This is a genomic window from Pseudoalteromonas sp. P80D2, assembly GCF_036680945.1.
In the GTDB taxonomy this organism is placed as follows: domain Bacteria; phylum Pseudomonadota; class Gammaproteobacteria; order Enterobacterales; family Alteromonadaceae; genus Pseudoalteromonas; species Pseudoalteromonas shioyasakiensis.
This window is the reverse complement of sequence record NZ_JAZDAR010000028.1, coordinates 36,338-48,520: the sequence shown is the minus strand read 5'-3', so window position 1 is coordinate 48,520 and position 12,183 is coordinate 36,338. Positions and strand designations below refer to the sequence as shown.

The 12,183-nt window shown below is 42.1% G+C and carries 9 protein-coding genes; 2 read left to right on the top strand and 7 right to left on the bottom strand.

Annotated features, from left to right (window positions below; translation table 11 throughout):
- Nucleotides 1-35 precede the first annotated feature (35 nt).
- Nucleotides 36-602, bottom strand: a complete 567-nt coding sequence (locus tag VRK28_RS07325) for a BON domain-containing protein (RefSeq protein WP_054563315.1) — start codon at nt 600-602, stop codon at nt 36-38.
- Between the two features lie 329 nt (nt 603-931).
- On the opposite strand from VRK28_RS07325, the gene VRK28_RS07320 reads away from it, so the two are divergent.
- Nucleotides 932-1,591: a LiaF domain-containing protein gene (locus VRK28_RS07320; protein WP_055197475.1), complete on the top strand. Its 660-nt coding sequence runs from the start codon at nt 932-934 to the stop codon at nt 1,589-1,591.
- Nucleotides 1,592-2,166: 575 nt separating this feature from the next.
- Here the strand turns inward: VRK28_RS07320 and VRK28_RS07315 are convergent.
- Together VRK28_RS07315 and pmbA are read right to left on the bottom strand one after the other, a co-directional pair.
- Nucleotides 2,167-2,583: a VOC family protein gene (locus VRK28_RS07315; RefSeq protein ID WP_063530462.1), complete on the bottom strand. Its 417-nt coding sequence runs from the start codon at nt 2,581-2,583 to the stop codon at nt 2,167-2,169.
- A gap of 130 nt (nt 2,584-2,713) precedes the next feature.
- Nucleotides 2,714-4,051 (bottom strand): metalloprotease PmbA, encoded by a 1,338-nt coding sequence (gene pmbA, locus VRK28_RS07310; protein WP_332393658.1) that lies wholly within the window; start codon nt 4,049-4,051, stop codon nt 2,714-2,716.
- Nucleotides 4,052-4,188: 137 nt separating this feature from the next.
- Between pmbA and yjgA the strand changes: the two genes are divergently transcribed.
- Nucleotides 4,189-4,710 carry a ribosome biogenesis factor YjgA gene (yjgA, locus tag VRK28_RS07305; protein WP_274168154.1) on the top strand — a complete coding sequence of 174 codons (522 nt, stop codon included), beginning with the start codon at nt 4,189-4,191 and terminating at the stop codon, nt 4,708-4,710.
- 356 nt (nt 4,711-5,066) lie between these two features.
- Here yjgA and VRK28_RS07300 read toward each other — a convergent pair whose 3' ends face one another.
- The 4 genes from VRK28_RS07300 to secA form a co-directional block, all read right to left on the bottom strand.
- A complete protein-coding gene (locus tag VRK28_RS07300) occupies nt 5,067-5,513 on the bottom strand; it encodes an REP-associated tyrosine transposase (protein ID WP_332393657.1) in 447 nt (148 codons plus the stop codon).
- 381 nt (nt 5,514-5,894) lie between these two features.
- Complete coding sequence (locus tag VRK28_RS07295) at nt 5,895-7,967, bottom strand: M13 family metallopeptidase (protein WP_054563310.1); 2,073 nt, start codon at nt 7,965-7,967, stop codon at nt 5,895-5,897.
- A 534-nt stretch (nt 7,968-8,501) separates the two neighbouring features.
- Nucleotides 8,502-8,903 carry an 8-oxo-dGTP diphosphatase MutT gene (mutT, locus tag VRK28_RS07290; protein WP_332393656.1) on the bottom strand — a complete coding sequence of 134 codons (402 nt, stop codon included), beginning with the start codon at nt 8,901-8,903 and terminating at the stop codon, nt 8,502-8,504.
- 62 nt (nt 8,904-8,965) lie between these two features.
- A complete protein-coding gene (gene secA, locus VRK28_RS07285; protein WP_055022436.1) occupies nt 8,966-11,674 on the bottom strand; it encodes a preprotein translocase subunit SecA in 2,709 nt (902 codons plus the stop codon).
- Nucleotides 11,675-12,183: the final 509 nt, after the last annotated feature.

Sequence of the window (12,183 nt, the reverse complement as noted above, 5' to 3'; positions counted from 1 at the left end):
AGCCCAGCCAAAGCTGGGCTATATAGGGCTTGCTATTATTCAGCAACAATCGTTAATTCATCGATTACTTTGCGAACATCTTCAGCATTTTCAGCAATGCTTACCGCTAATTGCTTTTCTGCATCAGACTCAACAGTACCTTTTAGTGTTACCACACCCATATCAGTATCAACATCGATGTCTGTACCACCTACTTCTGAGTTAAATAAATAACGTGTCGTGATTACAGTACTGATTTTTGCGTCGGTTAAGTCGCTTTCTGCTGAATCAGCTTTGTCTGATTTCATGTGCTTAGCTTTCATGTTTTTAACAACAGTTAGTTTGTTATCAACAGAGCTAACACCGTCTAGGCTAAGAACTAGCTCTTCAGCAAGCTCTTTATCTAATTCGCTATCAACTTTACCTGTAAGTACAACCTTGCCATTCGTTACATCAGTGTTGATGTCAAAGTTGTTAAGGTTTGTGTTCATAAGAAGCACAGTTTCTGCCTTACCATCAATCCAAGCATCTTTACTTTCATTTTCCCAGCTGCTTGCCTGAGCTGACATGCTAGTTGCACCAATTACTAAAGCGGCAATCATAGATTTGTTAAAAGTGTTCATAATCTTTCTCCTTTTGATTAAAGACACTTTTACTAATGCGACTATAATGCCAACTATTTATTTGTTTATTTTCAGTGAGTTAAACACCTATTCAGCGACTATTTATATTCATTTAGGTAAAGATTTACAAGCTGCTCGGTAAGAAGTTCACGATGTTGCAAAAATGGCCACTTAGTTGCTGATTTTATTAATCTGTGGTTAATTTAACGAAGTTGTTTATTAGCAAAAAACACAAATCATTGATTTATATAAAAATAAACTTTGGCCTAAGGCTTGCTTCGTAATTAATAACTAAAAAATCACCTTTAAAATCACAACAGGGAACTACCATGGCCGTTAAACTTGAAGATCGCCCAATCGATCAAGTAAGAGAAGAAGTCATTGATCAACTCATTTATAACTACAGTCATGCTGTTATTTCAGCCGAAGCATTTGAACGCCGACTAGACCAGGCAATGGCAGCCACTAGCAACGAAGTACTGGTTGAACTAGTTGCAGATTTAGATCTGAAAGCAGATATTGACTACAAATCGCATAAGCATGCGCAATTTAAACCTCACTATAGCCACAGCAGTGACAACGAAAGCCTGCAGCTTCGTAGTATTTTGGGTTCAAATGAGCGCAGCGGCCAATGGGTAGTACCAAAAGAAATTCACCTAACAAACTGCTTAGGTTCAATCGAACTCGACTTTAGCGAAGCAATTTTCCAACATCAGCATGTCACCATTTACGTGAACTGTATTTTAGGTAACGACGAAATCTACGTACCAGAACATGTAAATGTGGTATCTAAATTATTTAGTGTGATTGGCAGCGTAGAAAACAAATCAGTTGCCTTAAATAAAGGCCAAGGCCCAACCATCACCATTGAAGGTAATGTATGGCTAGGCTCAGTCGAGATTTCAGTTAAACGTACCATGAAGGAAAAGTTCATCAGCTTTGCCAACAGCCTAAAAGCCAGTTGGAAAGAAATGAATAAGGTGCAGTAAAAGTTGCGAGGTGCTAGGTGCTAGGTGCTAGGTGCTAGGTGCGAGTTATCGTAGCCGCAGTTTTACATCGCGCAATATAATAAGATAACGCGCGAAATAAATTTCACGCCTACATCAAACGTGGGAACGGCTTTAGCCGTGAATAAAGTAAAGCTGTTCGGCGCTAAAACGCATCCTACACCGTAGGCGTCACGCTTGCTTGGCGCGTCTTATATGCAACGCCATTCCATCAACCTATGCCTGACCAACAAACAACACCGCTCGGCTCAAAACTGACGCCTGAAAGCTGATAGCTCACTAAACTTCACACCCACATCAAAGACATCTAATCGCACAAAGAGGATATGAGGTGCTTCGCTTTAGAGATAACAAAAATATTATTATCACTTCCTCATTCTTTTCTCATTCACTTCTCTTTGTGCAATTATTTTCGCGCGAAATAAATTTCACGCCTACACCGTAGGCGTCACGCTTGCTTGGCGCGTCTTATATACAACGCCATTTGATCAACCTATGCCTGACCAACAAACAACACCGCTCGGCTCAAAACTGACGGCTGAAAGCTGATAGCTCCCTCACTGGTCATTATTCCTCTCACTCGGGATATCACTAAAATACTCTACAAACTCAACTTCAAAACCTGCGGGGTCGATGAAATATACATTTTTACGGTAAGGGTTTTCTGGGCCGTGTTTATCTATTTCATAACCAGCTGAAACCAGACGTTCAACTACCGCATTAATATCGTTTGTCACATAGGCAAAATGAGCAAGGCCTACTTGGTGGCCGGCTAAATCACGGTTTTCAGCTTCACCGTTATCGCTTAATGCAAGATATTGGTAATCATCACCGAAGTGCAGCCACTTGCGCGGTTTGCCCGACCATTTGCTATCGCCTTGACTACGCACACGCCAGTGCGGGAATGCCGCTTTATAAAAGTGCAGCATGGCATCAACATTACTAACAACAAGGTTTACGTGTTCTAAATACATGGTAGTTTTCCTTTTTATTTTTAAACTGCCACCAAGATAAAACCTCAAGTTAAGTTTAGGTAAAGTACTTTTTCAAATAAAAAAGCCCCACTAAAGTGAGGCTTTTAAAAAATGATTCGTTATTGATGAATTAACTACCAGCAACCTGCATTTGTTCAATCAATACAGAGCCTGTTTGAATACCGCCACGACGTTCGATGTCGCCACCTAAGCCCACAACGGCCTTAAACATATCTTTTAAGTTACCAGCAATCGTGATTTCACTTACTGGGTATTGAATTTCGCCATTCTCAACCCAAAAGCCCGCCGCACCACGTGAGTAATCACCCGTTACCGTGTTCACACCTTGGCCCATAAGTTCAGTTACCAATAAGCCTGTGCCCATGGTTTTTAAAAGTGCTTTTAAATCGGCATGGGTTTGTTCAACTAACCAGTTATGAATACCACCAGCATGACCCGTTGGTGCCATCGACAGTTTACGTGCCGCATAGCTTGCTAATAGGTAAGTTTGCAGCTCACCGCCTTGAATAATTTCACGGTCTACGGTTTTTAAACCTTCAGCATCAAACGGCGAGGACGCTAAACCTTTTAATAAATGCGGGCGCTCAGAGATATTCACACAATCACTAAATACTTTTGTACCTAAGCTATCAAGCAAGAAGCTCGACTTACGATAAAGCGCGCCGCCACCAATCGCAGACACTAAATGGCCGAATAATGAGTTAGCAATATCTGCTCTAAAGATCACAGGCACTTTCATGGTACCGAGCTTTTGGCTGTTAAGTTTAGCCAAGGTTTCGGTTGCCGCCTCGAGGCCTACTTTTGCAGCGTCGTTTAAATCATCTTTATGACGCGCGATGGTATAAGCCGAATCGCGCTGCATTTGCTCGCCTTCTTTACCAATCACCATCGTACTAATGCTATGACGCGTACGCGGGTAACCTGCAATCATGCCATGGCTGTTACCATAAACACGTAAACCTTGGTGAGAAGAAAAACTCGCACCATCTGAATTTACAATGCGCTCATCGGCATTTAACGCCGCTTGCTCTGCTTGATGACAAAACTCAACACCTTGCTCTGGGCTAACTTCCCACGGGTGGTATAAATCTAAATCTTGCGGTGCAAATTCAAGTAACTCTTTATCGGCGATACCATTAAATGAGTCGTCAGAGGTGAACTTTGCAATATCAATGGCTTTTTCGACCACTGTACGTAATGTTTTAGGGTTTAAGTCAGCCGTTGAAGCAGAGCCTTTGTTGTTACCCACATAAACACTGATACCTAAGCCACCGTCTTGGTTAAACTCTATTGTTTCAACTTCGCCCATACGCGTGCTGACAGACAAACCTGACGTGCTCGACATCGCCGCTTCAGCCGCAGTAGCACCCAATTTTTTTGCATGCTCCAGTACTTCGCTTACAGCGTCTTTCACTTCAGAAATGTGTTGATAAATAGGATCTTTCATCTTGTGTGTCCTAGGTTCTGATATTTTTTATAGTGTAACGAATGCTAACACACTGCGAGACCTGCATCAGCTAATATTAATCATTAACTAAATGGCGTATAATAGCGAATAGTTAAGTTTACTGAATGAGCATCCTTATGGCGAAGAAGAAAAAGCCACTTATCGAAGAAGAAATTATTTACGTATCAAAAAGCGAGTTAAAACGTGAAGCCATGCAATATCATGGTCTGGGTGCTGAAATTGCAAAAATGCCGAAAAAGCAACGCGATCGTTTACCACTCAATCACGATTTAAAAGAAGCCCTTGTTGTTTCTGATAAAGTAAGTGATAAGAGCGATGCTTACCGTCGTAACTTAAACTACATCGCAAAAGTATTACGTACCACAGAAAACGTTGATGAAATCCAAGCGATGATCGACATCATGCTTAATAAAAACAATCAAGCCGACGTTTTGATGAACAAAATCGAAACCCTGCGCGATGATTTGATTAAACAAGGTGACGACCTGATCAATTCAACAATTGATCAATACCCTTCTCTTGAGCGCCAAAAAATGCGCCAATTAGTGCGCAGCGCCGCAAAAGAAGTAAAAGCAGAAAAACCAGCCAAGAGTTACAAAGAGTTATTCCAGTATCTAAAAGATGCGATTATGCTTTGATTTCCTTCGCGCGAAATAAATTTCACGCCTACATCAAACCGTAGGCGTCACGCTTGCTTGGCGCGTCTTGAACACCACTCAATACTCAACCATCGCGCGCAATAAATTTCACGCCTACATCACCGTAGGCGTCACGCTTGCTTGGCGCGTCTTAAACATCACGTAATACTCGACCATCGCGCGAAATAAATTTCGCGCATACGTCACGCTTGCTTGGCGCGTCTTAAACATCACACAATACAAAAACACCGCGCGAAATAAATTTCACGCCTACATCAAGCCGTAGGCGTCACGCTTGCTTGGCGCGTCTTGAACATCACACAATACAAAAACACCGCGCGAAATAAATTTCACGCCTACAACCAAATACAATTCCAAAACGGGTAATCGCCAACGTGTTTAACTAATCTTGCGCGTAGAGGGTTTGCGACTACATATCGAGCTTGATGTATTAGGTCATTTTCATCTCTGATTTGATGATCATAAAAATTACTTTGCCAGACTACTACTTTACGCCCCTTCCTCTTTCGAATAGACATGGTCACCATGCTTTTATACAGCTTAATTACTGCTGATAAGTTTTGCTGAGGGCGAAGTTGAAATATCCAATGTAAATGGTCAGGCATGAGGACAAAGCAGATTGTCTCTACTTTATCTTCTAAATAGTATATTGCTTTGGCAGCATCAACTGCATATAGGTAGTTGGCAAATATAGGTACTCGATTATCACAACAAAGAGTTACTGAATAATAGCAATTTGAATGTGAGTTACGCCCTTTAAGTCTCTTCCTTGTCGAAAACATAAACCTATCAATCCTGAAGGTAAAACCTGATCTTAGAACTTAATAATGCACCTAGCCAATTTACACCACAAAATGTTTGAACCTCGCAATACAAAAACATCGCGCGAAATAAATTTCACGCCTACATCAAACCGTAGGCTTCACGCTTGCTTGGCACGACTTGAACATCACACAATACAAAAACACCGCGCGAAATAAATTTCACGCCTGCATCACCGTAGGCGTCACGCTTGCTTGGCGCGTCTTAAACACCACACAATACGCAACTAACGCGCGAAATAAATTTCACGCCTACATCAAATGTCGGCTGAAAGCTGACAACTCCTAAAACAAAAAAGGCTCTGAGCGTTCACTCAGAGCCTTTTTTAAATCGATAATCAATTACCAGATTTTTACGCGATCTTCTGGTTTGATATACATTTTGTCGCCTTCTTTCACATCAAACGCCTGATAGAATTCTGGCATATTTGAAAGAATACCGATTACACGGTAGTGGCTTGGTGAATGAGGGTCTGTCATTAGGCGGTTGCGTAACTCTTCGTCACGATATTTACGACGCCAAATTTGCGACCAACCCATGAAGAAACGCTGATCACCTGTGTAACCATCAATGATAGGCGCTTTTTCATCACCAAGTGATAACTGGTATGCCGTATAAGCAACTGTTAAGCCGCCTAAGTCACCAATGTTTTCACCTAATGTAAGCTGACCATTTACGCTTGCATCTTCAAATGGTTTGTACTCGTTATATTGAGCAACTAACTGACCTGTACGCTCTTCAAACTGTTTAAGGTCTGATTCGCTCCACCAGTTACGTAAGTTACCGTCACCATCGTACTTCGCACCTTGGTCATCAAAGCCGTGACCTAATTCGTGGCCGATTACCGCACCGATTGCACCGTAGTTAACAGCGTCATCAGCTTCTAGGTTAAAGAATGGCGGTTGTAAGATAGCCGCAGGGAATACAATTTCGTTATTCACAGGGTTGTAGTAAGCGTTTACTGTTTGTGGTGTCATGTGCCACTCAGAACGGTCAACTGGCTTACCTAGTTTTGCAGTCATATCTGCATATTCCCACTCGCTGTGGCGAATGTAGTTACCTACTAAGTCATCACCTTTAACTTCAAGTGCTGAGTAGTCTTTCCATTTATCTGGGTAACCAATTTTTGGTGTGAACTTATCAAGCTTTTCTTTAGCCGCGATTTTTGTTTCAGGGCTCATCCACTCAAGGTTTTCAATCGCAACTGCATAACCTTTGATAACGTTATCAACTAACTCTTCCATGCGCGCTTTCGCTTCAGGTGGGAAGTTTTCTTTAACGTATACTTTACCTAGAATTTCGCCTAATACACCGTTTGATGCATCAACTGCTTTTTTCCAAAGTGGAGATTGCTCTGTTACACCGCGAAGTGTTGTGCTGTAAAAATCAAAGTTAAGGTCTACTAGCTCTTTATCTAGTAAGCGAGCATAGTTGCTAACAAAGTGGAACTTAAGGTAGTTCTGCCACGTTGCTAAGTCTGTATCGTTATAGATACCTGCGAATTTTTCTAGGTAGCTAGGTTGGCGAATGATTACATCTTCAGTTTTGATACCAGATGCATCAAGGTAAGCTGCAAAGTCAAAGTCGCCCGTAAGTTTGTTTGCATCTGCAACGCTCATCTTATTGTAAGATTTAGTTGCATCACGGCTTTCAACACGGCTCCACTGCGCATCGGCAATGCTTGTTTCAAGATCGATAATTGCTTTAGCCGCAGACTCAGCATCAGCTACACCGGCTTTGCTTAAGATAGCTGTTACGTATGCTTGGTAAGCTTCACGAATTTTTGTGAATTTTTCTTCATCTTTTAGGTAGTAGTCGCGATCTGGTAAACCTAAACCTGACTGATAAACATACATCGCGTTTTCGCTAGAATTTTTCGCGTCGTTATTTACGTACCAACCAAACGGTAAGCTACCGCCTTTAATGCGAAGTTCTGCCATTAAAGCAACAAGATCTGACTTGTTCTTAACTGCATCAACGCTTTCTAGCACTGGTGTTAATGGCTTGATGCCTGCCGCTTCACGGCCTGCTTCGTCCATATAGCTGTTATAGAATGCTGCTAATTTAGCTTCATCAGAGCCTGGCTTAACGTCTTTATTTGCCGCTGCTTTTTCTAGCACTTCTTTCATCGCTTTTTGCGAATCATCGTAAAGCTGAGTGAATGAACCGTAGTTTGATTTATCACCTGGAATTTCTGTTTTCTCTAACCATTCGCCGTTTACGTGATAGTAAAAGTCATCTTGTGCGCGAACAGACTTGTCCATGTTCGCCAATTCAATGCCTGAATTTAAAGGAGCTTTTGCTTCAGTTACGGTCGCAGTTGCTGGTGCTTTAGTTTCTTGTTCTTTTTCACCACAACCAACAAGACCGAGGGCTAGTGCAATACTTGCCGCGGTAAGTGTTACTTTTTTCATGGGAGTCCCGTACTAATTATTTTTTGATGTATTTATCGAAAAACTAGCAAACCTAATTAATCATTAGTTTTTCGCTTTCACCATAATAAACCTCTCAAGCAAAACAATAAAACCGAATATGTAACAATTCTTATCAAAACAGGATGAGCCGCATTTTTGAGCGATGGGAGGGGGAGGTTAAGTCGTTAGTGGTTAGTGGTTAGTGGTTAGTGGTTAGTGGTTAGTGGTTAGTGGTTAGTGGTTAGACAAAGTAAAGTACAATTCATGTGTAGCAAGTTCTTTGTTTAATTTCACAAAAAATAAAACCACCCTCTCGATCTGATCTGACTTCTGAAATCTAACTACTAAAAACTAACCTCTATTATATAACCTCCGCGCGAAATAAATTTCACGCCTACATCAAACGTAGGCGTCACGCTTGCTTGGCGCGTCTTACATTCATCACCAAGTCTGCAAATTAATAAAGAACCCGCAAACAACACTGTTCAGCTTCAAACTGACAGCTTCAAACTGACAGCTGAAAGCTGACGGCTGTTACTGCTCGTACTTTTTCTTTATCTTTTTGATGATCTCAACATTCGCAGCAGGGAAGCTGTAATCATCAAGCTCGCTAAGTGCGACCCATTTGCCTTGTTGGCCTTCTGCGCCATGGGCCGTACCAGTGAAGTCATCAACAATATGCACATCTAAACGTACGCATTTATCGCCGTAGTCATGTTCGATAACCATTAGCTCTTCACTGGCGTTTACGGTTAGGTTTACTTCTTCTAACAACTCGCGCTGTAGCGCAGTAAATACGCTTTCGCCCTGCTCTACTTTGCCGCCTGGGAATTCCCATAAACCGCCTTGGTGTTTTTCGTCTGGGCGCTTACAAATAAATAATTGCTGATCTTTATAAATAACGCCAACAGCAACATGCACTACTTTTTTAGTCATTTGTTGTTTCCTTAATCATAAAAAAAGCGACGCAAGCGTCGCTTTTTATCACCGTGTTTTGGTTATTTTAATTTACCGCAACACTGCTTATATTTATTACCTGAACCACAAGGACACGGCTCGTTACGGCCTACTTTAGGTTCTGCACGTTGTGTAACTACAGCACCTTCTGGTGTTTCGCCACCGATGTGCTCAGCTTCTTCGTGTTGGTATTCACGAGGTGCATTTTCGCTACGACGATGTTGCTCTTCAACTTTCTCAACGTCTTCTTCAGCACGAACTTGTACTTTACTTAAAATACCCACAACGTCGACTTTTAAGTTCTCTAGCATTTCAGAGAATAGCTCGAACGACTCGCGCTTGTACTCTTGCTTAGGATTCTTCTGTGCGTAACCACGTAAGTGGATACCTTGACGAAGGTGGTCCATCGCAGCTAAATGATCTTTCCAGTGTTGATCTAGGCTTTGTAGCATAATCGCTTTTTCGAATTGACGTAGTACAGACTCGCCTACCATCTCTTCTTTTTGCTTGTACGCTTGCTCAACCGCTTCTTCGATACGCTCACGAAGCTTCTCTTCGTATAGTTTGCTATCGTCAGCTAGCCATTGTGAAATTGGCAGCTCGATTAAGAAATCTTGTTTTAAGCGTTCTTCAAGACCTGGGATATCCCACATTTCAGCTAAGCTTTGCGGTGCAATGAATTGGTCAATCACACCATTTAGCACATCGCCGCGAATTGCAGTGATAGTTTCTGAAATATCGCCTTCTTCAAGTAGCTCGTTACGTTGCGAGTAAACAACACGACGTTGGTCGTTTGCTACGTCATCGTACTCAAGTAATTGCTTACGAACGTCGAAGTTACGTGCTTCAACTTTACGCTGCGCGTTTTCGATTGCGCGGTTAACCCAAGGGTGCTCAATCGCTTCACCGCGTTGCATACCTAGTTTACGCATCATGTTAGTCATGCGCTCACCAGCGAAAATACGCATTAGCGCATCGTCCATTGATAGGTAGAAACGGCTTGAACCAGCATCACCTTGACGACCAGAACGACCACGTAACTGGTTATCGATACGACGAGATTCGTGACGCTCAGTACCAATGATGTGTAGACCACCCGCTTCGATTACCGCATCGTGACGTTTTTGCCACTCATCTTTAATCGCTTTAATTTGTTCATCGGTTGGGTTTTCTAGCTTTTCAACTTCGCTGTTCCAGTTACCACCTAACACGATATCGGTACCACGACCGGCCATGTTAGTTGCAATAGTTACTGTGCCAGGTAAACCGGCATCGGCAACAATGTCTGCTTCTTGCGCGTGGAACTTAGCATTAAGTACGTTGTGCTTAATTTTTTCTTTACGTAAGAACTGCGATAAGTACTCAGAACTTTCGATAGAAATAGTACCCACAAGTACCGGTTGACCACGTTCTTGGCAATCTTTGATATCAGCAAGGATTGCTTCGTACTTTTCTTCTTGTGTTAGATAGACAAGGTCAGCACGATCGTCACGGATCATCGGTTTATTAGTTGGCATTACTACTGTGTCTAGACCATAGATAGACTGGAACTCAAACGCTTCTGTGTCTGCTGTACCTGTCATACCCGCTAGCGTGTCGTATAAACGGAAGTAGTTTTGGAATGTGATTGATGCCAATGTTTGGTTTTCGTTTTGAATGCGTACACCTTCTTTTGCTTCAACAGCTTGGTGTAAACCTTCTGACCAACGACGACCTTCCATTGTACGGCCTGTGTGCTCATCAACGATGATAACTTCGTTTTCTTTAACAACGTAATCAACGTCTTTTTGATAAAGCTTGTGAGCACGAAGTGCCGCATACACATGGCTTAATAATGTGATGCTAGAAGCTGAGTAAAGTGAATCACCTTCTTGAATTAAGCCGCGCTCAATTAGTAGCTCTTCAACTTTAATTTGGCCGCGCTCTGTAAGGTGAACTTGCTTAGACTTTTCATCGATCGTGTAATCGCCGTCGCCTTCAACGCCTTCTTCATCTTCTTTTTCTTGTAGCTCTAGGTCAGGCACAATTTTGTTGATTTCGATGTAAAGCTCAGAGCTGTCTTCAGCTGGGCCTGAGATAATCAGCGGCGTACGCGCTTCATCGATTAGGATTGAATCCACCTCATCCACTACAGCGTAGTAAAGTGGGCGTTGTACACGCTCTTCAATGCTAAATGCCATGTTATCGCGTAGATAATCAAAGCCAAATTCGTTATTAGTACCGTAAGTAATGTCAGCAGCGTAAGCGATTTTCTTCTGCTGTGGCATCATGCCTGGTACGTTACAGCCTACTGTTAGGCCTAAGAACTCAAATAATGGGCGGTTAGTTTCGGCGTCACGTTTTGCAAGGTAGTCGTTCACGGTAATTACGTGAACACCTTTACCTGTTAAACCACGAAGGTATGCAGGTAATGTTGCTGTAAGTGTTTTACCTTCACCGGTACGCATTTCTGCGATGCGACCTTGATGTAAAACCATACCACCTAGTAGCTGTACGTCGAAGTGACGCATGCCATTTACACGCTTAGATGCTTCACGTACCACAGCAAATGCTTCTGGTAAAATGTCATCTAGGCTTTGTCCGTTATCGTAACGCTCTCTAAATTCAGCTGTTTTTGCTTTTAAATCTTCATCAGAAAGCGCTTCTAATTGCTTTTCAAGCGCATTAATTAGAGCGACCGTCTTTCTTAGGTTTTTAATAGTGCGGTCATTGCGACTACCAAAAATCTTGGTAAATAAATTAGATATCATGATAAAACCGTTACAATGTATTCTTTGTTAGCTAGTCATTAGCTAACCCACTTTCTTCAATTGATAATTAATATGCGCTTATGCTCATGATGTAGGGCATATTAATTAACAATTTATCAGTACGCTGTTCAAAACACCGCTTATTTCGTGCGCTATCATACCAGAGTCTGCGCAACATCAAACCTTCTGTTTATGAAGATATGGAATTTCGGCAAGAAAATTTAAAAATCAGCCATAATCTTTGATCTAACCCCATAACAAGGGTGAAAACAAGATTACTGAATAGATATGGCGACAATAAGAATAAAATCAAGATCAGGGGAGAAAAAAGGCGATTCGAGGAACGAGGTGCGAGGAACGAGATGCGAGATTCGAGATGCGAGATTCGGGGTGCGAGATGTGAGGTGCGAGGGACGAGGTGCGAGATGCGAGTTTTCGTAGGCGTCACGCTTGCTTGGCGCGACTGCCATACAACACGAATCATGCTTATAAACACATAACCAACAGGC

Coding starts and splice junctions, on each gene's coding strand:
- VRK28_RS07325 (WP_054563315.1), bottom strand. CDS start 602: ATGAACACTTTTAACAAATCTATGATTGCCGCTTTAGTAATTGGTGCA.
- VRK28_RS07320 (WP_055197475.1), top strand. CDS start 932: ATGGCCGTTAAACTTGAAGATCGCCCAATCGATCAAGTAAGAGAAGAA.
- VRK28_RS07315 (WP_063530462.1), bottom strand. CDS start 2,583: ATGTATTTAGAACACGTAAACCTTGTTGTTAGTAATGTTGATGCCATG.
- pmbA (WP_332393658.1), bottom strand. CDS start 4,051: ATGAAAGATCCTATTTATCAACACATTTCTGAAGTGAAAGACGCTGTA.
- yjgA (WP_274168154.1), top strand. CDS start 4,189: ATGGCGAAGAAGAAAAAGCCACTTATCGAAGAAGAAATTATTTACGTA.
- VRK28_RS07300 (WP_332393657.1), bottom strand. CDS start 5,513: ATGTTTTCGACAAGGAAGAGACTTAAAGGGCGTAACTCACATTCAAAT.
- VRK28_RS07295 (WP_054563310.1), bottom strand. CDS start 7,967: ATGAAAAAAGTAACACTTACCGCGGCAAGTATTGCACTAGCCCTCGGT.
- mutT (WP_332393656.1), bottom strand. CDS start 8,903: ATGACTAAAAAAGTAGTGCATGTTGCTGTTGGCGTTATTTATAAAGAT.
- secA (WP_055022436.1), bottom strand. CDS start 11,674: ATGATATCTAATTTATTTACCAAGATTTTTGGTAGTCGCAATGACCGC.